Source organism: Planktothrix serta PCC 8927, assembly GCF_900010725.2.
In the GTDB taxonomy this organism is placed as follows: domain Bacteria; phylum Cyanobacteriota; class Cyanobacteriia; order Cyanobacteriales; family Microcoleaceae; genus Planktothrix; species Planktothrix serta.
This window is the reverse complement of sequence record NZ_LR734855.1, coordinates 150,055-170,593: the sequence shown is the minus strand read 5'-3', so window position 1 is coordinate 170,593 and position 20,539 is coordinate 150,055. Positions and strand designations below refer to the sequence as shown.

Sequence of the window (20,539 nt, the reverse complement as noted above, 5' to 3'; positions counted from 1 at the left end):
CCCTTTGTAGAGACGTTAAATTTAACGTCTCTACAACTGTTTTTAGAACAGGGAACAGGGAACAGGGAACAGGGAAAGAGGGAAAGAGGGAAAGAGGGAAAGAGGGAAAGAGGGAAAGAGGGAAAGAGGGAATAGGCAATAGGTAATTTAATTTAGGGTTTAAAACTATCATGTCAATTACTAAAAACGAAATTAAAGTCGGCTCTTTAGATTGGTTTTATCGAGAAACAAATCCCGAAACAACTGAGAAAATTCCAGTGGTGTTATTGCATGGATTAGTTTCTCAAAGCTACAGTTGGTTAGTGATTATGGATGAATTAGAAAAACAAGGATATAAAGCGATCGCACCGGACTGGATCGGCTCTGGATATTCGGGAAAACCAGATCAACGAGATTTTGACTATACTCCTGATGCGTTTATTCAAGGGTTAGCGGGATTTTTAGAACAATTAAAACTAGAAAAATTTTATTTAGTTGTTCAAGGATTTTTAGGTTCAATGGGATTACAATATGCCCTACGTTATCCTGAACAAATTGAAAAATTAATTATTCTCAATACTCCTATTTCCACATCAGCTAAACTCCCCTGGAAATTACAACAAATGGCGTTACCGTTTGTGGGAGATATGATCACCCAAGACCCGTTATTAGTGGATAGAACTTTAGAAGGAGGCAGTAAATATGTGATTGAGGATAAGGTTTTAGAAGTTTATCGCAGTCCGTTTTTAAAAGCTTCGGCGGCGGGGCGATCGCTCTTAGCAACCTTAAAAAATTTACGCTTAAAAGAGGCGATGATGGAAATAGAATCTGGCTTTAAAAATTGGCATCATCCAACTCAAATCATTTGGGGATTAATTGACCCTTGGTTAAATTTTACCGATGTTGAAACCTTTGCAAACGGGATTTCTGGGGCAGAAATTGTCACCTTAGAAAAAGCCGGACATTACCCTCAAGAACATTGGCCCCAAGAAATTAGTGAAGCTTTAATCTTGTTTTTGCGGAAAAAAGTAGTTTAGGGTTAAACGGATTTGTAGGCGCGGGTTTTCTCAGGTTTTTGTTACTCCAAATTAAGATCTCTAAACCCGCCCTATCTTAACTAGCAAAAACCCGGTTTCTTGATACAACTGTGGGGGTTCAGAAACCGGGTTTCTTCAGCTATCTTTCTATTCTAAAAGAAAGTTAAGACAGAAACCCGAAAGGGCGGGTTAGGGCGGGTTTATTCAGGTTATTACTGAGTAACACAGTTTTTTGATCAACCCGCCCCTACAAAAAAATTTTACCTTGTTACGCTGCAACAGAAATTGCCTTAATATTAAGGGAAGGTTCGGGATTAGTGCTATAATTGCTATCAGTAATCTTTGAGATAATATCTTTTAGGAATATGACCGAGTTACTTGAACGTGCGATCGCCCAATTGAAAATTTTATCCGCCACTGAACAAGATGCGATCGCTACTCTAATTTTACAGGAACTCGAAGCAGAAATGCGCTGGGATAGTGCATTTACTGAATCACCCGATGCGCTTGCTAAATTAGCAGCTAATGCAATGGCTGAATACCATTCTGGACAAACCCAAGAGTTAGATCCAGAAACACTGTGAAGTCACGAACAACCTTTTCTTTTCGTAAAGCATTTGCCACTCTGCCAAAGCAAGTCCAAAACCAGGCTCGTGAAGCCTATCGACAATTCAAACGAGATCCCAATTATCCCAGCCTTCGTTTCAAAAAGGTACATCCAGAATTACCCATTTATTCGGCTAGAATTAACAAGGATTATCGAGCCGTTGGACAGTTAGAAGGAGATATCATTATTTGGTTTTGGATTGGTTCGCACACAGATTATGAGAGATTACTGTCTCAATTGTAATTTCTCCAATTGCTGATAGGGGTTCAAAAACCGGGTTTCTTCTACTATCTTTCTATTAAGCAGAAAAGTTATTACAGAAACCCGGTTTCTCGGTATCTAAGAATTTGATACTGGATTAATATCTGATTGCGGTTGAGTAAAAAACAGCTTACTAATCCAACTTGTCAGAATATGAGATAATAATCCAAAGGGCCCCGCAAATAAACAAAATACTAAGGAATGAATTGTCCAAATCCCTGTTTTTTGTCCATCCCAATAAATCCAACGTCCGACAAATAAATCCATGACTAAAAAGTGAATCCATCCCGTTGCTGCGGCATTTTCATCAGCAAAAAAATGGGCAATATCTGATAATTTGGGATTAGATAATGCTGCGGCATTTTCTGGGTTAATACTGCTGATAAACAGATATAAATAAACACAGGCTAACAACACAAAGGGAAGATAGGACTCCATAACTTTTCGCGTCACTCCCCAATTCGGTAAAATAATCATTAATGCCCAAAAGGGAAGCACAAACAGGTTCGCAATATTGAAAATTTGATCAACAGGAATTGTCATGGTAAGAATGATGAGGATAAATGCTTTAAACCCTCTCATTTTAAAATATTTTTTAAATTCGAGCCACTTTTTGGGAAATCTATGTTATGCTATCGGCAAGTTAATTTAGACCCTTTATTACTATGAATACTCACGATCTTTTAATGTTATTGATTCTGTTGTTCCCCGGTTTAGCCCTATCAATTATTATTATGGCAACCTTTGCCGCCGGAGGTTAAAAAAATTCCCTCGATATCAAAATGTAGGGTGCGTAAGCAACGCGCACGCACCATCTAAACAATTATTGTATAATTCATCAGGCAGAGCATTGGAACAAGGAGTTAAGCATTTTTTAGAGCTTGAATTTGTTCCCGAAATTGATCAATTTTATCGAATAAATCAGATTGATTTATCGTGATTTCTTCCCCTGTTTTTAACCATTTTAATTTAATTGTTTGCTGTTCCGCCTCTGCATCTCCTAATACTAAACAAGCCACAGCACCACTGCGATCAGCCCGTTTAAACTGTTTCCCAAAGGCACTTCCACTTAAATCCAACTCCACACTGAAGCCATTTTGACGCAATTTTTGAGCTAAAATTAACCCTTGAGATTCGGCTAAATTGCCCCTAGAAACAACATAAAAATCTAAGCTAGAACCGGAAAGAGAATTTAACTGTTGTAACAGAATCACTAACCTTTCTAAGCCGATCGCCCAACCGACAGCATGGGTTTCTGGCCCCCCTAATTCTTGAACTAAACCATCATAACGACCGCCCCCACAAACTGTAGCTTGAGCGCCTAAATCATCAGAAATAATTTCAAACGCCGTATGGGTATAATAATCTAAACCGCGCACTAATCGAGGGTTCAAACTGTAGGGAATTTCTAAGGCTGTTAATAACTGTTGAACCTGTTCAAAATGGGCGCGAGAATCCTCTCCTAAATACTCTAAAATACTGGGAGCCTCTTGAACAATTTCCTGCGTCCGTTGATCTTTACTATCTAAAATTCTTAACGGATTTCGAGATAATCGATCTTGAGAATCTGCATCTAATTCCTCTTTATATTGCGTTAAATAATCTACTAATGCTTGACGATAGGCTTGACGATCGGTTGAATTTCCCACAGAATTTAAGTTGAGGTTTAAATTTTTTAATCCCAACTTTTGTAATATATGAGTTGCGATCGCAATCACTTCAACATCAGCCCTCGCATCCCGACTTCCTAACACCTCAACCCCAATTTGATGAAACTGTCGTTGACGTCCGGCTTGGGGTCGTTCATAGCGAAACATCGGCCCGGTATACCATAACCGTTGTACCCCTCCCGTGGCGTGGAGTTTATTTTCAATAAAGCTGCGAACCACTCCAGCAGTTCCCTCTGGACGCAAGGTAATAGAACGTTCACCCCGGTCAACAAACGTATACATTTCTTTGCCGACAACATCCGTCGCTTCCCCAATACCGCGTTCAAATAAAGCCGTTTGTTCAAAAATTGGGGTGCGAATTTCCTGATAATTTGCCCTGAATAAAATATCTCTGGCAACAGACTCCACCCATTGCCAGTATCCAATTTCATCAGGTAGAATATCGCGTGTTCCTCGTAATGCTTTAATCAGTTCCATTAGTTTCTCAATTAATCGTTAGTCCTGTGGCGGATCGATTGTTTCCCAGGCGCCATAACGATCGTTATAATACGCCAAAATTTGATCAATCTGTTGACGAGTTGCCGAATTATGGATGTCATCATATTCGATCCATAAACTGCCAACTTGACTTTGAGTGTAATCAAATTCTGGCGGTATTTCATCGGGACTGATACTGGTGGGAATTAACCCTGTGTTCACTCCTTCCACCTGACGCAAATGTGCAGCCACTTCCCGATACACCGTTAAGGGAAGTTTCTGACACCGAACTTGATAGCGAAGCCGTTGTTTCTGTTTAACTGTTTGCATTCAACGTTAACCTATTGTTCCGCTATTCTACAGAAGAAGAAATGATCGCCTCCATTTCATCCTCATCAGTTATAAGCGGTAGAGGACAGCAGTTAATATGATCCAGACAAACCTTTCCCCATTGCAACGCCCAACGGACTAATGCCACTCGGTTATCCGTTGCCGTTTTTGTGAGAATGTTACTGATATGATTATCGACTGTACGTTTACTAATCTCTAGTTTATCCGCAATTTCTTGATTCGTTAATCCACTCGCAACTAACTCCACAACTTGCAGTTCTCGTTCGGAGAGTGAAACAGGAGTGCGAGAATCTTTTTGCGTCATATTAGCTTCCAATCTCTGCATAATTACCTATTTATTATTCTAAAGGGAACTTGTCCAAAAATATCCTTTATTCGATCAGGCTTAGTAATTTCTCATCAACTTTGCTTCTACAAGGCATAACTGGTGTATATCAAATCTAGCAGAAATGCTTATCACTTTTTACTTAATTCTTCCTTAATTTTTACTATTCGTTGACGGTTGGCTGTTGACCGTTGGCTGTTGACCGTTGACCGTTGACGGTGCTCCCCCAGATCCCTACCCCCCTAACCAAGTACGGTAAACACAACAAAAAAAATCTGTCAAGGTATTGCAATATTTTTTAACTGTCTGTTACAATCGTTTACATAGAAGACAAGCTAAAGCAGGTTAGGAGAAAAATTATGTTTACCGTTTTAATTTCCTTATTCATCGTCGGTTGGGTTGCGGCTGCTGTAATTGGGACTCAAGCTTACTTCCGGGGTGAACAAACCAAACCCATTCACCAACGGAATTGGAATTCTGACTCCTTTGAGCAAATCGCTCAGTCTGTTACAGGTCAAGAAACCGACTACAGCGTCCGCATCCCCGCCTATAGTTTGGATGCTTACGCCAGCAATAACTTAAGCAACTAATTCTCTAACGCTCAAGTTAAGAACACAAAAAATAAGTAACGTTTTTACCCCTGCAATTTGTGGAAGATTGAAGGGGTATTTTTTTTGAAAAGAAGCAGAAACCGGGTTTCTCAAGGAAAATTTTTGATTGTTACCAATAGACAACAGCCAGAAACCCGGTTTCTTTGTTTAGTTTAATAGGAAATTCTTGAGTATCTTAATTAATGGTTGCTTTTTTGGCTTTGGATTTACTGAATAAAAACCACCAAAGTTCTAATCCAATTAAGGCTAATCCTCCCGTTGTAACCGCTATTTTTGTTGATAAAGGTTGTTCAATTGTCCGAAATTGATTATTAGAGGATTCTGAATGAGATTCCATTGCTTGAGTTGGAACAGAGTTAACCATTAAAATTGATAGCAAAATTCCGCTAAATTGTAATCCTGTTTTGATTTTGATGTTCATAGTCTTCACTCCTTATTCTAAGAATAATTCCTCGAAAGTAAGTTTCAATTATTGCTACAAATTACCGCGCATCGTAGGGGCGAGGTTTTCTCGCCCTGACACGGAGATGTGTGTCCACTTTTGGAGATTAATGCTCCTAAAATTAGGGTTTTACAATCCATTTAGACTGGCTCTATTTCCATTTTCAATACACTTTTTAACTAAAGATTAATTCAGCTTAAACTGACGTAACCGTAAAGCATTCGTAACAACAGAAATTGAACTCATCGCCATAGCTCCTCCTGCAATAATCGGATTCAGCAACCAACCTGTTAAGGGATAAAGAATTCCCGCCGCAATTGGTATTCCGGCTGAGTTATAGATAAAGGCAAAAAATAGGTTTTGGCGAATATTATTTAAGGTAGCTTTACTCAATTTAATTGCTGTTACCAGTCCCATTAAATCCCCTGAAATTAAGGTAATATCACTGGCTGCGATCGCAACATCTGTTCCTGTACCAATAGCAATTCCTACATCCGCTTGAGCTAAAGCCGGAGCATCATTAATTCCATCCCCGACCATAGCTACAATTGAAGGCTGTTTTTTCCGTCCTTTGCGTTCAGTTTGCAAAGATTTAATCATATTCGCTTTTTGGTCGGGACGCACTTCTGCAAATACCCGTTTAATTCCGACTTCAGAAGCGATCGCTTCGGCGGTTTTTTGATTATCTCCGGTTAACATAATCACCTCTAACCCCATTTTTTGTAACGCTTGAATTGCCGTTTTAGAAGTCGGTTTTAGAGCATCTGAAATCGCCATTAACCCTTCTATTTCTCCATCTACTGCCATCCAAGCTGTGGTTTTTCCTTCCGCCTCCCAATTCAATTGATACTGTTGTAAGGGTTCGATTTCAATCCCTAATTCTTGCATCCAGCGAGAGGTTCCAATTTGGACAAATCGATCTGAAATATAACCTTGAACTCCCATTCCCGCTAAGGCTTGAAAATTGTTAATTTCAGGTAAGGGAAAATTAACTCCTTGGGTTTTAGCATATTGAACAATAGCTTCTGCTAAGGGATGTTCAGATTGTTGTTCTATTGCTGCGGCTAATCGTAATAATTTTAATTCATGGTCGTTATTTGTTCCTCCAACGGTTACATACTGGGTTACGGTGGGTTTTCCGGCGGTTAAAGTTCCGGTTTTATCTAATACAATAGTTTGGATTTTATGGGCTAATTCTAAACTATCTGCACCTTTAATTAAAATCCCATGTTCAGCCCCTAAACCTGTTCCCACCATCACAGAAGTCGGTGTTGCTAATCCCAAAGCACAGGGACAAGCAATAATTAAAACTCCGACGGTTGTTGTTATTGCTAGAGTAAGATTTCCGGTTAAATTAAACCAGAGAATAAAAGTAGCGATCGCGATCGCAATTACAACCGGAACAAACCAACCTGTTACCTGATCTGCTAATTTTTGAATCGGGGCTTTTGACCCTTGCGCCTGTTGAACTAACAGCACAATTTGCGCTAATACCGTATCTTTTCCCACCCGTGAAGCTCTAAATTTAAAGCTTCCAGTTTTATTAATTGTCGCCCCAATCACTTCATCTCCTGGATGTTTTTCGACGGGAAAACTTTCTCCCGTTACCATCGATTCATCAACCGTTGAATTCCCTTCTATTAATTCCCCATCAACGGGGATTTTTTCACCAGGACGGACTCGAATAATATCACCAACATTCACCGCTTCTATGGGAATATCAATTTCTTCTCCAGACCGAATTAAACGGGCGGTTTTGGGTTGTAATCCCATTAATTTTTTAATCGCATCGGAGGTTTTTCCTCTGGCGCGATGTTCTAATAATTGACCGAGTAAAATTAAGGTAATAATCACAACGGCTGATTCATAATAGACATCCGCCGATAACCCTTGATTGAGGAAGAATTGGGGGAAGAAAGTGACAAAAATTGAATACAAATACGCCGCGCCTGTTCCTACTGCTATTAAGGTATTCATATCCGCTTGATGACGTTTTAACCCTTTCCATGCTCCCAGAAAAAAGGTTTGACCCGACCAAAATAAAATCGGTGTTGTTAGGATTAATTGTAACCAAGGGTTGTGCATCCAAGTAGGAATAAAGGGTAAATTTAACCCCGTCATCATCGGTAATCCTCCGATGATTAAAAACACACTAATAATTGCACTAATTAACACTTTTTGGGTTAATTTTTGTTCAATTTCTCGGTTCTCTTTTTCCGTATCTTGGAGATGAGAAGTGGTATCTTCTATGGGTTTAGCAGTATATCCCGCATCTGTAACCGCCTGTTGAATTTGCTCAATATTAGTTTGCTTGGGATCGAATTCAACCGTTGCTTGTTCAGCGCCAAAATTAACGTGACAAATTGCAACCCCATCAACATTTTGAATCGCTGTTTCTATGGTATTGGCGCAGGAGGCGCACCCCATCCCCTTTAATCGGAAATAGCTTGTTTTCATGGTTTAAACTCCATTCTGAGTGAGTTGGTGCGTGCGCTGCGCTTACGCACCCTACACTGTTATTCTAAAGTTGAGTGAGTTGGTGCGTGCGCCTTGCTTACGCACCCTACATTGTTATTCTAAAGTCTCCTCCTTACTGGAGTGTCAAGGGGGATTGAAAAAGATATGAGATTTCTGTTGCTGATCTTGATGATAAAGTTGAGTTTGAGTCCTAAAGCTGATCATCTTGTTATAGAATTTGATCAATACTCTCAACCACTTGCTCAATAAAGGTAACAGCATCATTAACGAGGTTATCATCAATAGGCCAACGATCACCAATATTAAAGGTTGGATTTCTATCGGCTTCATGAGCAATTTTATTTCTTCGATCAATAATCGCATTCAGTTGTTGTTTAGTATCTTGTGCTGATCTTCCTATTTTAACAGCAACTTCATCCCATAATTTTTTATCAGAAATTAACCGAAGCGCCTCAGCAATTTTATCGGGTTTTTGAAAGCTTTTATAACTTAATTGTTCTCTAATCTCATTTTCTAACAAGGAAATATTATTTAGTTTATTAGAAAGACTTTGAGATATTATAGGAAGTAAATTAGAGAGGCTTTGAGGTTGTTCTAAAAATTCCTCACCCTGTATTTGTTGCACTTCATCTTCTAACCAAGATTCAATATCAAGAGCTATAATTCTATCTTGGCGTGCTGTACCTAACGAGACTTGAAAACGATCAAACGCGGATTGAGTTGTATTCGCAGTAATCCTGGGTTCAGGACGTTGACCTCGATAAATTTCTAACATCCCCAACGTGACAACTTCATGAACATAATAATCTAATGCACTCACCGCTAAAACCAAAGCAGATCTTAAAATATCTGAGACATCTAAAATATTAGTCGATTGAGCTTTAATAGAATTATGCAGAGCAATTAAATCTCTAACACGACCTATACTAATCCGAAATTTCTCAATTACTGACTGCATAAGCGGTGGTTAATCCAATCACTTTATCGGCTAAGTTTGAAAAAGTTTCTCTAAATTCTTCTTGTTTTTTTTGAGTGTGTTCTAATAAGATACCCGTTAGCTTTACATGATCTGCTGTTAAGGTATAAACTGGGGTTTGGTATTCTTGAGATAATCCAATTAAACTATTGAAATCAGGAATTTTTGCTAAAGTAAATGTATCTTGAATCCCCTGATATTGATAAGCTTCCTTTGGTAATGTCATATTATTGGTTTGTAAAATAGGAAATAGCTTACAACTCACAGTTTCCTCGATTTTTTGAATCCCCTTTTGAAAAGCCTTTGTTTCTTTGCCATTGTGAGTCCGATAGTTCTGTATAATTGTTCCCAGAAAACGTAATGTCACATCAGGAAAAGGATAATCAGCATTTCTTAAAATTGGCAAAGCACTAGCTGATTTAGCCCAACGATACCACTTTGGTAAAACTTTAGATAAAGAATCAATTACCATCACCGAGAAAAAGTCAGCCGTTGTAGGAACTATAAAAAAGTCACTAATCATCAACAAATTCTGATTAATTGCTCCTAAACTAGGACTCATATCAATTAAAATATAATCAGCTTCAAACTTTTCAGCCGTTCTTTCAAATAAATAATTAATCGCACCAGGTAAATTTTTCAGTGTTTGAATTGATCCGCTTAACTCTTGTGCAATACCGAGAGTAACTTCATATTCTGCAAATCCCACATTACCCGGAAGCAAAAATAATCCGTCTCGACCCTCTATCGGGATACAATCTATAGCTTCAATCGCTTTGGGTTGAGACTCAAATACAGGAGCTAAACCTGTTTTAATGTTAGATTTTGTATGATAAATTTGTTCGATTCTTTCTTCACCTTCTTCTGTTCCTTCTCCTAATACCATTCCCGTTAAATTACACTGAGCATTAGTATCGGCTAAAATCACTTTTTTACCTTTCTCTGCCAGCATCCAACCTAAATTAAAGGTCGTTGTTGTGCTCCCAACACCACCTTTATGATTAAAGAGAGCAATTTTTTGAACCATTGTAATTAACCTTGTAATTAACCGAATGGAATAGCTTGATTATACCTTCAAATTGTTAATCTTGTCAATATTGGGTTAATGGGTACATCTGATTTAGGTTGGCTATTCTTTATAACCCGCTCGGATGTAGCGGTAAGGTGACGATAACGGTTGTACCTTGATTAATTTGACTTTCTAAATAAATTTGACCGTGATGATTTTCTACGATTGCTTGAGCGATCGCTAAACCCAAACCCGACCCCCCACTATGGCGATGAGTACGAGAGGGATCAACGCGATAAAACCGATCAAAAATATGGGGTAATGCTTCAGAAGAAATCCCAATTCCTGTGTCTTTAATTATAACTTGTAATCCTTCAAATTTCAAGAGAGAATGATTTTTTTCCCAAGATTCTGTCACTTTTCCTAGTCCCGGTTGTCGTTTGGGTTTAAGAAGTTGTTTTAATTCAATTTTAATCTCACCGCCAGAGGGAGTATACTGCACCGCATTACTGACTAAATTAGTAAATAATCGGACTAATTGATCCCAATCTCCCTGTAAACTAAAGGGTTCAGTTTCGGTTAAAAGGGGAGTATCTGAATTAACAATAATTTCTTCAGAATCTTCAATAAAATTTAAGGAAAGATGGATGTTTTGTTGAATGGCGATCGCTTCTTGTTCTTCCACAACTTCCATCAATAACCCATCTAAAGGAATAGCAAAAAATTGTGGTTTAACAATCCCGCTATCCTGTCGGGCTAGAAATAATAAATCATCAACTAACCGACCTAAACGGCGAGTAATTCGTTCAATAACTTGCAATTGTTGTTGTTCAGAATTGGATAAATTAGGTTCTGCTAAAGCGACTTGGACATTGGTTTGAATCATCGCAATTGGACTTCTTAATTCATGGGAAGCATCGGCGGTAAATTGTTTTAACTGTTGATAGGAATCCCGTACAGGTTCCATTGCTAAACCTGATAAAAACCAGCCAATTGCAGCAACACCAATTAACATCAAAATTGTTCCTAATGTTAAATCAAAGATTAACTGCTGGATGGGTTTTGTGACTTCAAACCAAGGATGACTCACTCGTAAATAGCCTAAGACTTGTCGCCCGATTTCTACCCGGTCGGTGACTTGTCTTAAAATCATTTCTGCAACTTGATTTTGTTCAAAAATATGAACAGTTTCCCCTTTACAATTAGGATGAATTGGAATATCCAATGCTTGAGAAAAAGTAGACCATAATAATTCTCCCGTCGGACTAAACCATTCAATATCAATATGATCATCTTCAACGGTATTAGGATTATTTCTAAAACTCGCTTCAACATTTACTTGAAATTGACCGCCCAAGACCACCGGAGACATCGCCGGAGGGGTAGGAACAGATTCAATAACTAGAGAACGTTCTACCACTTCTACAACGTGATTTAAAGTATCATCAATGCGTTCAATTAAGGTATTTCTAACATAGAAATAAAACCCACTTGCAAATAATAATAATAAAATAGCGGTGACTGCGGTATACCAAATTCCTAACCGTCTTCGGGTTGCTTGAAACATAAGTGAAAAATTTTTGCTAATCTATGAATAGGTTACAATTCTATTTTAGGATAAGGAAAGGATCATGATCTTACAAGTTGAAGCTAAACAAATCTATACCCTTGAAGAATATCTCGATTTTGAGGTTAATTCCTCAGAACGCCATGAATATATTAACGGTGAAATTAGACTTATGACAGGTGGAACTCCCAATCATAATCAAATTGCTGGTAATCTCTACGCGACGCTGAATTTTGCCCTCAAGCGTCAACCCTATCGTGTATAGCGCTACGCGCATACGTTAGGACAATTTCTAAATGCAGCATCCACGCATTCTCTGACGGTTTGAAATTCGTTTAATCTCTGTTTCATCCATGTCTTTAAAACAGCCCACCAGTTTTCAATCTTGTTCAAGTCGGGAGAATATGGGGGCAAATACCAAATTTTACATCCGGCTTCTTCGACGAGTTCTTTGATATATTCCCCTTGATGAAAGCTGGCATTATCAATAATAATAATGTCTCCTGGTTCTAGCACTGGCAGCAAACAATTCTTTAACCAGGTTTCAAATAAATCTTTATTACATGACCCCTCAAAGGTTAAAGGAGCCAATAATTTACCTTCTTTCAATGCTGATAGCCAACTGACTCTTTCTCTTCTTTTACCGGACTTGAGTGCATAACATCTTTCCCCTATCGGGCTGTAGCCATACGGGTAATCCTCTCTATTATCAAATCCCGCTTCATCTACATAAACTTTTCTGCTCCTTTCTATTCCCTCTAGTTTTTGAAGAAATTCTCGTCTTTTTTCTTCATCTCTTTCTCGATACCCATAAGTTTTTTTTTCGACTTATACCCAGTTTTCGACAAGCATAACTAATATTCTGTTGCGTCGCCTCACACCCCCATAATTGGGCCATTTGTTTTTGAGTCTTGTCACTATTTTTTTTCACGAATTCTTTAAATTTTTCTAACTCCTGAATTTTCGGTTGAGTTCCTACTCCTACCTGTCGGCTAGCCTGATAGTCTCCTGTTTCTCTTTCTTTTTTCAGCCACAGATCTAATGTGTTGCGACTTATTTTAAAGAAACGACTTACCTCTATTTTCTTTTCTCCTCTTTTCACGGCTGCGATCGCCTTGGAGCGTAAATCGTAACTATAAGGTGCCGGCATAACTATTTTCCGATATTGAGGTATTACTGCATCTTATCATACTTTTGTCCTAACCATAGCGCGTAGCGCTATATTTGTTACCGATCAACGGCTTTGGATTCCTGAAAAACGCCTCTATACCTATCCTGATATTATAGTTATTCAGGGTGATATTCAACTCCAAGAAGGCAGAAAAGACACCCTTACAAATCCGTTAATGATTGCAGAAGTATTATCAACATCAACCCGAAACTACGACAAAGACGAGAAATTTGCAGCCTATCGTACTATTCCGACTTTTCAAGAATATCTACTCATCGATCAATATACGATTCATATTGAACATTATTATAAAACGGATGATAAACACTGGATATTTATGGAGTATAATAATAGCAATGAAAACCTAGTGCTTAACTCCATTTCGTTTGAAATGTCTGTTGATGATCTTTATAATAAAGTTGAGTTTTAAACCTCAGAATTAATTGAATTTATCCTAATCTCAATCTCTCTAAGATAGCACCTTGTGAACCGTATAAGCAGGAGATTCTATAATCATGACATGAGGGGGAATATCTGTCACTTCAAGATCAAAAAGATCATCAGAGGTTTTAACTAAAATCGATTTCAAAGCTCCTTTAACTTGAGACGCTTTATGCAATAAACTCAGTGCTTTGTGTAAGCTTTCCCCCTGACGTTGGACTCGAATCGGGACGGGTTTACCTCCATAATTCTGTTTTAAAATAGCATCTATTCCTTGATTTCTTTGAACAGGAATAATATCTAAACTCGAAATAATATTCAGAGCTTCTTCATCAACATTCAGGTAGGCTTTTCGACCTTTTTGTAGTAACACAGACTCGGATTTCATCGGGGTTTTCAATCTATCTTTAGAAAGTTGAACCGCATCCGGTGAAATATCAATTCCTATTCCTGAACGATTTAATAATTTAGCAGCAATAATTGTTGTCCCACTTCCACAAAAAGGATCTAATACAATATCCCCAGGGTTAGAAGCTAATTCAATAATTTGTTCTAGTAGTAAAATCGGTTTTTGGCTAGGATAACCGACACGCTCTTTTGCTTTAGGGTTTAAATAGGGAATTTCCCAAACATCGCTTAAAGGGACTCCTTTTTTCGGGTCAGCAGCAATAATTTCCCCCTCATCATCTCTGGCATAAACCGCTTTACCATACTCATCTCTGGTGCGTTTCTGTAAGATTTGATCGACATTTGTAGATTCTGAATAATGGCAATAAATAGGATTAAAGGTAAATTGATTTGTTTTAGAATAAAAAAATATCGTTTGATGGGCGGGTAACAATCCTTTTTTAGAATTAGACCAGCGTTTGTAACTCCAAATAATTTCCGATCTAAAATTATCGTGACCAAAAATATGATTTAAAATCACTCTAATCATATAATTAGCATGAGTATCACAATGTACAAAAATCGATCCGTCTTCTCTTAAAATATGATATAAAACAGCTAATCTATCATGAATAAATTTTGCATAGTCTTGCTCACTTTCCCATAAATCATTATAACTAAATTCCAATTGTCTATCTCTCGTTTTTAAAGACTGCTGCTTTTGAGTAAAAAAAGGAGGATCTAAATAAATTAGATTAACGGAATTTGACTGCATCCTTTGAACGATATCAAAACAATCACCTTGAAGAATATCGTAAATATTATTCATAATTTTTAGGGAGTTAATAAATTATAATCCATCAGAATTCGTATTTTGATCAGCAATTCTTTCTAAAATTTCTTTTAAATCTATACCTGTTCTCTCAGTCACATAATTCCAGGCACTCTCTCCATAGTGATATTCACCGCCAATTCCCTTATAAAGTGTTTCTAAAGTCTGCTGAACTCTTATAGCTTGTTGTCTATTGGGGTAATAAAACATAATACGAATAGGTCTATAACCTGCGGTTGATATAGTTTTAATTCTAGTATGTTCTTTTGTTATATGATCTCCATCTGTTGTTGCATCTCTCCATTTAATTTCAATGGCATTGTTTCCTTCTAAACAATCAATTTCAAATGTTTTTGGTCTGGAACCCATAGTATTAGTAATCTTGACTGCTTTTGAATTAGGATATTTTTCCAGAAAAGATAATTGAGTGGCTTTCTCTAAAAATGATCCTGCATACTTGTATAAAAAACGACCTTTATTTTGATAAATATCTATTAACTTTCCTTCTTCCTCAGTGATACCCAAAACTCTATAGATTAAGAAATGAGAAGTATCATCACCTTTCATTTCTTCTAAACGACAGTTGATTTGTTTTAGTAGAGCTTTGGAATATTTTTGGGCTAAATTTTGGATTTTTTCTTCCAAGCTTGAAGGTGTTAGAGATGCCATAAATTAGATAAAATTTGTATAGAAAAGTAGAAGTTATATATAATGATAATCATGGTATTATTTGATTATAGCTTTAAGTTATTGATTATGTCAATATCTTTAATCCTAGAGTCTCTTTTTCTTCTACTTTTAAATGATTGATTTCTGATTTTTCCAAAATAAACTGATCATATAAAATTGAAATCTCAAAAATATCTGTTGTAATCAAAGCGGGTTTGCGGTGATGGTCTTCACCCAATGAAATCCCAAATAAATCGGCTTGTAATTCATTCGCCAACTCTGAATCATACACATCCCATCTAATTTCTTGACAGTCTTTAAAGATGATCTGATAAGGAATAGGTTCTTCGGGGTTATATAAACATTGAAATGTAATTTCATTTCCCCATAATGAAACATTAATGCTTTTAATTAATGAAGTGAACCCTCCTAAACCGAGTAAATGGTAATCATCATTCCAGTTCTTCATTTAATCGTTCTCCTGTTTGATGGGTATTTTCTAGAAGATTACCTAGATTATCGCGGGTTTGTAACAGACAACCATTTTGGTCAAGACGTAAACCCTTATTAATTCTTTGTCCTTCTGCATTATATTTTGGTGCAGGTGTTCGGATGACTTCTCCGTTAGGACGAATCATAACGACTGAAGCATCTGCAAATTTATATTCAATATAACCTCCTTTTGTAATTTTGATAGTTGCTCCTAAAGAACGCAAAAACTCATCCGCTTCTCGACGACTCATCCCTGTTAAGTCCCCAAACTCAGATGCAGTTCCATTCCCCCCAACTCCTTGACCGGGCACTAACTTCTAATCTCTCCTGTTTAAAATTGCAAAATCCCGAACCCAAGGTGACTATTTAACAGCCATCTCGCGTTCAGGATTAAGTTGAATCTTCCGTGTTTTAACTGATTATTCGGCGGCGGTTGCTAACTCTTCCGTTGACCCTTGGTTACGGCGGCGAGTTAACGTATTGAATAACATTTGACCAATAGCTTTAATTAAATTACCTTCTAATTCATTGAACATTTTCATGTTCATCCCGAAGGCATCATTAGCTTCATTGACAATGCGAGTCGCCATCTCTTGATCAATATCAACGCTATCCATTTGTTGACGATAATTGACTTTAAAAGCTTTTTCGTCAGGAATATCGTTGAACTCATAAAATTGAGTTCCTTTTCCTTCGGGTAGGTTCATAGCATTTTGAGCAATTCCTTTGAGAATTTGACCCCCAGATAAATCACCCATATAGCGAGTATACAGATGAGAAATTAGTAATTCGGGTTGAGAATTAGAAACTTCCCGAATTCGAGCAATGTATGCTTTTCCTGCTTCAGAAGGTTGGACTTCTTCCTTCCAATTTTCTCCATAATAATAGTATAAATCCTGCTCTAAACTTTGTTTCCGATTCAGTTCAGGAAAATACAATTTAGACAAAACAGGATGGTTGCGGTGGCGTTCCATCTCCTCTTCCATTGCAGTGTAGACAAAATAGAGATTTCCCGCTAATTTCCGGTAAGATGTCTTTTCTACCGTACCCTTTAAAAAGCACTTGATAAAACCGACATTTTCCGCCATTGTGTGAGACTTCTTCGTGCCTTCTCGCAGTTGGGTTGCTAAGTTAACGCTCATACTAAAATTTAATCCCAAAGCTAAATTCAACAATAGGCGTCTTGCTAATGACAGCACCGAGAAAAACCGCCTAATTATTAAGATTAAACTGATTTGATAAAAAATAGTGTTAAGAATTGTCACATTTACGGTTTGAGATGCTTTACGGGTCGTCCAGAAACCGGGTTTTTGCCCCAACATTTAGGATAATTATCAATAATTTAGCTAAAAACCAGGTTTCTTTCTAACCTACAATTTAATTAAAGTCACAGCAATTTTTCCCCGGAAACAAACCTCTACATCTGTTCCGAGTTCATAGGTGCGATCGCTATAGTTCCCATAATAATAAAAATAATCTCCTTCTCTTCTATAGTTAATTGGTAAAGATTGGGTTCCTAGTTTACAAAATACCATATCTGGGTCGGGTTCTTCCGGTTCTAAATAAGGGAAATTAACATTCCAAAAACACCCCCGTTGGGGAGGATGTTTCATTAATTCCTCTAAGACTAAACTAGCCCAACGAGTTGCTGTTTTCCAGTTTACGGGTTTTCCGCCTTGGCGATATTGCGATATTGCGATCGCCGGAATTCCCTGAATTGCTGCTTCCCGAACCGCCGCCACCGTCCCAGAAATATAGACATCAACCCCCATATTTCCCCCCGGATTAATCCCTGAAATTACCCAACTTAAATCAGGACAAAGATGAGACACCGCCAACCGAATACAATCGGCTGGAGTTCCCCCAATTGCATATTCAATTTCCGACCGTTTTTCAACATGAATTCCTTGGTGAGTTGTGACTTGATGACCACATTGAGAATATTCTTTTTGGGGAGCAATCCAGATTTTTTCTCCAGAAATAGCCTTCCCTAACGCTCGAATTCCCGGTGCATCAATGCCATCATCATTCGTTAATACAATTTTCATTTTTTTAAAGGGAACAGGGAACAGGGAACAGGGAACAGGCAATAGGCAATAGGCAATAGGCAATAGGCAATAGGCAATAGGCAATAGAAAGAGTATACTTTTTTTATCCAATACTCTATTAACCCTTAAAGTTAAATATTCTCCTATCTGGTCACTGAGCTTGCCGAAGTGCTGTCTTCTCAATTACGTTAAAATACTACCTCCCATAATCTTAATATAACGACGATTTAATTCCTCCCGCATTAACGGCCAACTGTGTAACGTTCTATCTTTTTCTAAGACTTTTTGTGCGGCTTCCCTGGCTAATTGTAACACCTCCTGATCCTCCACTAAACTCGCTAACGCAAAATCCGGTAAACCCGATTGACGAGTCCCTAAAACTTGTCCTGGCCCCCGCAATTGTAAATCCATTTCTGCAATCAAAAACCCATCCTGAGATTGTTCTAAAACCTGTAACCGTTGTCGCGCTTCTGGGGTAGAACCTCCTAATAATAATAAACAATAGGATTTATCCTTTCCTCGACCTACCCGTCCCCGTAATTGATGCACTTGAGATAATCCAAACCGTTCGGCATTTTCAATTAACATCACCGTTGCATTCGGAACATCAACCCCCACTTCCACCACCGTTGTTGAAACTAAAATTTCCGTTTCCCCCGCTCGAAATAGAGTAATTGCCTCATCCTTTTGGGCACTATTCATCCGACCATGTAACAACCCTATTTTAAACTCAGGAAAAATTTTAGACTGTAATTTATCATGCTCTTCCACCGCAGATTTGACATCTAACTTTTCAGATTCTTCAATTAACGGTAACACCACATACACCTGTCTGCCTTTAGCCACTTCTCTCCGAATTAAATCATAAGCATCTTGGCGTTGTTTTCCCGTTAAAATAGTGGTTTGAATGGGTTGACGTCCGGGGGGAAGTTCATCAATTTGACTGACATCTAAATCCCCATGTAAGGTTAACGCTAAAGTTCGGGGAATCGGTGTCGCCGTCATCGTTAAAACATGGGGAGATTCCCCTTTTTGTTGTAATCTAGCTCGCTGTTGAACTCCAAATCGATGTTGTTCATCAATCACCACTAACCCCAACCGATGAAAATTAACTTTATCTTGAATTAAGGCATGGGTTCCGACTAAAACAGGTAATTCTCCCGTTTCTAAATGGGCATGAATTTGACGCCGTTTAGCAACTTTTGTTGAACCTGTTAATAATTCTACGGGAAGGTGCATTAAATTAAACCACTCGACTAATTTCCGATAATGTTGTTCGGCTAAAACTTCCGTTGGTGCCATTAAAGCGGCTTGATATCCCGCTTGAATTGCGGCTAACATTGCCACCACCGCCACAACGGTTTTCCCCGCTCCAACATCTCCTTGAACTAAGCGATTCATCGGTTCAGGAGAATATAAATCATTGAGAATTTCTTGAATCACCCTTTGTTGAGCATTGGTTAATTTAAACGGTAACATCTGATAAAATTCATCAATCAATTTTCCTTGAGGTGCTAAAACTGCGCTGGTTTCTACTTGTTTCTGCTGTTGTCTTCGGGTTAATAATCCCAACTGTAAATAGAAAAATTCATCAAATACTAACCGTCGTCTCGCCGCCGATAAACAATCTCGATCTGGGGGAAAATGAATATTCTCAATGGCATGAGTTAACCCAATTAATTGATATTGATTTAATAACTCTTGGGGTAAAGCATCTTGCAATAGTTTCGCCGCAGGTAACGCCGCAATTACCGCTTTTCTCACCACATCCGCCCCGATACCTTCTGATAACGGATACACAGGCAAAACCCGCCCAATTTTCATTGATTCAATTTGACCCCCGGCATGATCTAACACTTCTATTTCCGGGTTATCTAAGGTGATTCCATATTGATTTTTTTTCACTAAACCCGATGCCGCAATTAACGCTCCCGGAGAATAATTGGTTTTTTGTTGATGTTGCCAACCTTTACTACTATATCGATTTCCGGCATAAAACCGACTAATTTTAAGTTGTCCGGTATTATCGCTTAAGACTAATTCTAATATCGTTAATTTTTTATTGCGCGGACTACTAAAACAACTACACCGTTTTACCTGAGCAATTAACGTTACCGTTTCCCCAGGTTCTAATTCCTTAATTTTCACCTGTCGTGCATAGTCAATATGATCCCTCGGATAATAATAGAGTAAATCAAATACGGTTAAAATTCCTAATTTGGCAACGCGATCGCTATTTCTCGGCCCGATAATTTTTTCTAAGGATTGTTCTAAGGATAGATTAACAACTTTTGCCTGTTCCGTAATTGCCGTCGTATTCGGAACGGTTGTTCTATTTTGTTTTTGATCTTGTTCGCTTTCCCGAATTTCTGATACCTGATTCCGACAGTCAAACAACCGTTGCAATTGCAGCAAAAACCGTCTCGTATCTGCAATTAAATGTTGTCGGTCTTCTAACTCTAATTCAGGATAGCGCAAAAATTCCTCCGCCAAATCTTGACACCGTTTTTGTGTCTCTGGCGGTGCATTTTCAAACAGTTCCTTTAGACTGACATAAAAAAATTCATGGAACTGATATTGATTCCCTTGCAAATTCGTAAAACCCCGTTCGGCTTCAACGGATAATGCTTTACTAAATCTCCACCAGTCCGGTTGATAAGATTTCATCGTAATCTCTGTATCCTAGTACCCTATCTTTGTGACTCACCC

23 protein-coding genes are annotated in these 20,539 nt (G+C 38.1%); 6 read left to right on the top strand and 17 right to left on the bottom strand.

The features are described from left to right. Window positions 1-170 precede the first annotated feature (170 nt). From PL8927_RS08055 to PL8927_RS08045, 3 genes are all read left to right on the top strand, one after another. The gene (locus PL8927_RS08055) at window positions 171-1,016 is read left to right on the top strand and encodes an alpha/beta fold hydrolase (protein ID WP_083619465.1); all 846 of its coding nucleotides are present in this window, start codon (window positions 171-173) and stop codon (window positions 1,014-1,016) included. Between the two features lie 365 nt (window positions 1,017-1,381). Then, entirely contained in the window at window positions 1,382-1,600 is a 219-nt protein-coding gene (locus PL8927_RS08050; protein WP_083619463.1) for a hypothetical protein, read from the top strand. Further along, a complete protein-coding gene (locus PL8927_RS08045; RefSeq protein WP_079681166.1) occupies window positions 1,597-1,866 on the top strand; it encodes a type II toxin-antitoxin system RelE family toxin in 270 nt (89 codons plus the stop codon). The genes PL8927_RS08050 and PL8927_RS08045 overlap by 4 nt, the downstream gene beginning before the upstream one ends. 96 nt (window positions 1,867-1,962) lie before the next feature. Here the strand turns inward: PL8927_RS08045 and PL8927_RS08040 are convergent, their stop codons facing one another. The 4 genes from PL8927_RS08040 to pedR all read right to left on the bottom strand — a co-directional run bounded on the left by PL8927_RS08040 (window position 1,963) and on the right by pedR (window position 4,686). Beyond that, window positions 1,963-2,427: an ABA4-like family protein gene (locus PL8927_RS08040; protein WP_083619461.1), complete on the bottom strand. Its 465-nt coding sequence runs from the start codon at window positions 2,425-2,427 to the stop codon at window positions 1,963-1,965. A gap of 320 nt (window positions 2,428-2,747) precedes the next feature. After that, window positions 2,748-4,031: a histidine--tRNA ligase gene (hisS, locus tag PL8927_RS08035; RefSeq protein WP_083619458.1), complete on the bottom strand. Its 1,284-nt coding sequence runs from the start codon at window positions 4,029-4,031 to the stop codon at window positions 2,748-2,750. Window positions 4,032-4,049: 18 nt separating this feature from the next. Next, window positions 4,050-4,361 carry a hypothetical protein gene (locus tag PL8927_RS08030; protein WP_083619455.1) on the bottom strand — a complete coding sequence of 104 codons (312 nt, stop codon included), beginning with the start codon at window positions 4,359-4,361 and terminating at the stop codon, window positions 4,050-4,052. Between the two features lie 22 nt (window positions 4,362-4,383). After that, window positions 4,384-4,686, bottom strand: a complete 303-nt coding sequence (gene pedR, locus PL8927_RS08025) for a photosynthetic electron transport-dependent transcriptional regulator PedR (protein WP_083619454.1) — start codon at window positions 4,684-4,686, stop codon at window positions 4,384-4,386. A gap of 380 nt (window positions 4,687-5,066) precedes the next feature. On the opposite strand from pedR, the gene PL8927_RS08020 reads away from it, so the two are divergent. Continuing rightward, window positions 5,067-5,297, top strand: coding sequence for a photosystem II protein, Psb35-related (locus PL8927_RS08020; protein WP_083619451.1), 231 nt, complete (start codon window positions 5,067-5,069; stop codon window positions 5,295-5,297). Window positions 5,298-5,493: 196 nt separating this feature from the next. Here the strand turns inward: PL8927_RS08020 and PL8927_RS08015 are convergent, their stop codons facing one another. The 5 genes from PL8927_RS08015 to PL8927_RS07995 form a co-directional block, all read right to left on the bottom strand. After that, the gene (locus PL8927_RS08015; RefSeq protein ID WP_083619448.1) at window positions 5,494-5,739 is read right to left on the bottom strand and encodes a hypothetical protein; all 246 of its coding nucleotides are present in this window, start codon (window positions 5,737-5,739) and stop codon (window positions 5,494-5,496) included. 207 nt (window positions 5,740-5,946) lie between these two features. Beyond that, window positions 5,947-8,217, bottom strand: coding sequence for a heavy metal translocating P-type ATPase (locus PL8927_RS08010; protein WP_083619445.1), 2,271 nt, complete (start codon window positions 8,215-8,217; stop codon window positions 5,947-5,949). A gap of 229 nt (window positions 8,218-8,446) precedes the next feature. Continuing rightward, window positions 8,447-9,196 carry a HEPN domain-containing protein gene (locus PL8927_RS08005; RefSeq protein WP_083619443.1) on the bottom strand — a complete coding sequence of 250 codons (750 nt, stop codon included), beginning with the start codon at window positions 9,194-9,196 and terminating at the stop codon, window positions 8,447-8,449. Next, window positions 9,180-10,241: a ParA family protein gene (locus PL8927_RS08000; protein WP_083619441.1), complete on the bottom strand. Its 1,062-nt coding sequence runs from the start codon at window positions 10,239-10,241 to the stop codon at window positions 9,180-9,182. Before PL8927_RS08000 ends, PL8927_RS08005 begins: the two co-directional genes overlap by 17 nt. A gap of 109 nt (window positions 10,242-10,350) precedes the next feature. Continuing rightward, window positions 10,351-11,790 carry a sensor histidine kinase gene (locus PL8927_RS07995; RefSeq protein ID WP_083619438.1) on the bottom strand — a complete coding sequence of 480 codons (1,440 nt, stop codon included), beginning with the start codon at window positions 11,788-11,790 and terminating at the stop codon, window positions 10,351-10,353. A 64-nt stretch (window positions 11,791-11,854) separates the two neighbouring features. Here PL8927_RS07995 and PL8927_RS07990 point away from each other — a divergent pair, with 64 nt between their 5' ends. Next, window positions 11,855-12,055 (top strand): Uma2 family endonuclease, encoded by a 201-nt coding sequence (locus tag PL8927_RS07990; protein ID WP_083619434.1) that lies wholly within the window; start codon window positions 11,855-11,857, stop codon window positions 12,053-12,055. A 2-nt stretch (window positions 12,056-12,057) separates the two neighbouring features. Here the strand turns inward: PL8927_RS07990 and PL8927_RS07985 are convergent. Beyond that, window positions 12,058-12,940, bottom strand: a protein-coding gene (locus tag PL8927_RS07985) for an IS630 family transposase (protein ID WP_197047317.1) whose coding sequence is annotated in 2 segments (ribosomal slippage) — window positions 12,058-12,612 and window positions 12,614-12,940 — 882 coding nt in all. Because the reading frame shifts where the segments join, the coding sequence is not laid out codon by codon here. A 22-nt stretch (window positions 12,941-12,962) separates the two neighbouring features. Between PL8927_RS07985 and PL8927_RS07980 the strand changes: the two genes are divergently transcribed. After that, complete coding sequence (locus tag PL8927_RS07980; RefSeq protein ID WP_083619432.1) at window positions 12,963-13,391, top strand: Uma2 family endonuclease; 429 nt, start codon at window positions 12,963-12,965, stop codon at window positions 13,389-13,391. Window positions 13,392-13,430: 39 nt separating this feature from the next. Here the strand turns inward: PL8927_RS07980 and PL8927_RS07975 are convergent, their stop codons facing one another. From PL8927_RS07975 to recG, 7 genes are all read right to left on the bottom strand, one after another. Beyond that, entirely contained in the window at window positions 13,431-14,618 is a 1,188-nt protein-coding gene (locus PL8927_RS07975) for a DNA-methyltransferase (RefSeq protein WP_083619429.1), read from the bottom strand. A gap of 21 nt (window positions 14,619-14,639) precedes the next feature. Then, window positions 14,640-15,290 carry an ApaLI family restriction endonuclease gene (locus tag PL8927_RS07970; protein ID WP_083619423.1) on the bottom strand — a complete coding sequence of 217 codons (651 nt, stop codon included), beginning with the start codon at window positions 15,288-15,290 and terminating at the stop codon, window positions 14,640-14,642. 85 nt (window positions 15,291-15,375) lie between these two features. Further along, window positions 15,376-15,759 carry a hypothetical protein gene (locus tag PL8927_RS07965; protein WP_083619420.1) on the bottom strand — a complete coding sequence of 128 codons (384 nt, stop codon included), beginning with the start codon at window positions 15,757-15,759 and terminating at the stop codon, window positions 15,376-15,378. Beyond that, on the bottom strand, window positions 15,743-16,093 hold the full coding sequence (locus PL8927_RS07960; RefSeq protein ID WP_083619417.1) for a PASTA domain-containing protein: 351 nt from the start codon (window positions 16,091-16,093) through the stop codon (window positions 15,743-15,745). The genes PL8927_RS07965 and PL8927_RS07960 overlap by 17 nt, the downstream gene beginning before the upstream one ends. A 108-nt stretch (window positions 16,094-16,201) precedes the next feature. Next, the gene (locus tag PL8927_RS07955) at window positions 16,202-16,924 is read right to left on the bottom strand and encodes a biliverdin-producing heme oxygenase (protein ID WP_083619548.1); all 723 of its coding nucleotides are present in this window, start codon (window positions 16,922-16,924) and stop codon (window positions 16,202-16,204) included. Window positions 16,925-17,152: 228 nt separating this feature from the next. Then, complete coding sequence (surE, locus tag PL8927_RS07950; protein ID WP_083619545.1) at window positions 17,153-17,830, bottom strand: 5'/3'-nucleotidase SurE; 678 nt, start codon at window positions 17,828-17,830, stop codon at window positions 17,153-17,155. Between the two features lie 183 nt (window positions 17,831-18,013). Beyond that, entirely contained in the window at window positions 18,014-20,497 is a 2,484-nt protein-coding gene (gene recG, locus PL8927_RS07945) for an ATP-dependent DNA helicase RecG (RefSeq protein ID WP_083619414.1), read from the bottom strand. Window positions 20,498-20,539: the final 42 nt, after the last annotated feature.

What these genes read in the sequence shown, in the direction of transcription:
- PL8927_RS08055 (WP_083619465.1), top strand. Translation starts at nt 171, where the DNA reads ATGTCAATTACTAAAAACGAAATTAAAGTCGGCTCTTTAGATTGGTTT.
- PL8927_RS08050 (WP_083619463.1), top strand. Translation starts at nt 1,382, where the DNA reads ATGACCGAGTTACTTGAACGTGCGATCGCCCAATTGAAAATTTTATCC.
- PL8927_RS08040 (WP_083619461.1), bottom strand. Translation starts at nt 2,427, where the DNA reads ATGACAATTCCTGTTGATCAAATTTTCAATATTGCGAACCTGTTTGTG.
- hisS (WP_083619458.1), bottom strand. Translation starts at nt 4,031, where the DNA reads ATGGAACTGATTAAAGCATTACGAGGAACACGCGATATTCTACCTGAT.
- PL8927_RS08030 (WP_083619455.1), bottom strand. Translation starts at nt 4,361, where the DNA reads ATGCAAACAGTTAAACAGAAACAACGGCTTCGCTATCAAGTTCGGTGT.
- pedR (WP_083619454.1), bottom strand. Translation starts at nt 4,686, where the DNA reads ATGACGCAAAAAGATTCTCGCACTCCTGTTTCACTCTCCGAACGAGAA.
- PL8927_RS08020 (WP_083619451.1), top strand. Translation starts at nt 5,067, where the DNA reads ATGTTTACCGTTTTAATTTCCTTATTCATCGTCGGTTGGGTTGCGGCT.
- PL8927_RS08015 (WP_083619448.1), bottom strand. Translation starts at nt 5,739, where the DNA reads ATGAACATCAAAATCAAAACAGGATTACAATTTAGCGGAATTTTGCTA.
- PL8927_RS08010 (WP_083619445.1), bottom strand. Translation starts at nt 8,217, where the DNA reads ATGAAAACAAGCTATTTCCGATTAAAGGGGATGGGGTGCGCCTCCTGC.
- PL8927_RS08005 (WP_083619443.1), bottom strand. Translation starts at nt 9,196, where the DNA reads ATGCAGTCAGTAATTGAGAAATTTCGGATTAGTATAGGTCGTGTTAGA.
- PL8927_RS08000 (WP_083619441.1), bottom strand. Translation starts at nt 10,241, where the DNA reads ATGGTTCAAAAAATTGCTCTCTTTAATCATAAAGGTGGTGTTGGGAGC.
- PL8927_RS07995 (WP_083619438.1), bottom strand. Translation starts at nt 11,790, where the DNA reads ATGTTTCAAGCAACCCGAAGACGGTTAGGAATTTGGTATACCGCAGTC.
- PL8927_RS07990 (WP_083619434.1), top strand. Translation starts at nt 11,855, where the DNA reads ATGATCTTACAAGTTGAAGCTAAACAAATCTATACCCTTGAAGAATAT.
- PL8927_RS07975 (WP_083619429.1), bottom strand. Translation starts at nt 14,618, where the DNA reads ATGAATAATATTTACGATATTCTTCAAGGTGATTGTTTTGATATCGTT.
- PL8927_RS07970 (WP_083619423.1), bottom strand. Translation starts at nt 15,290, where the DNA reads ATGGCATCTCTAACACCTTCAAGCTTGGAAGAAAAAATCCAAAATTTA.
- PL8927_RS07965 (WP_083619420.1), bottom strand. Translation starts at nt 15,759, where the DNA reads ATGAAGAACTGGAATGATGATTACCATTTACTCGGTTTAGGAGGGTTC.
- PL8927_RS07955 (WP_083619548.1), bottom strand. Translation starts at nt 16,924, where the DNA reads ATGAGCGTTAACTTAGCAACCCAACTGCGAGAAGGCACGAAGAAGTCT.
- surE (WP_083619545.1), bottom strand. Translation starts at nt 17,830, where the DNA reads ATGAAAATTGTATTAACGAATGATGATGGCATTGATGCACCGGGAATT.
- recG (WP_083619414.1), bottom strand. Translation starts at nt 20,497, where the DNA reads ATGAAATCTTATCAACCGGACTGGTGGAGATTTAGTAAAGCATTATCC.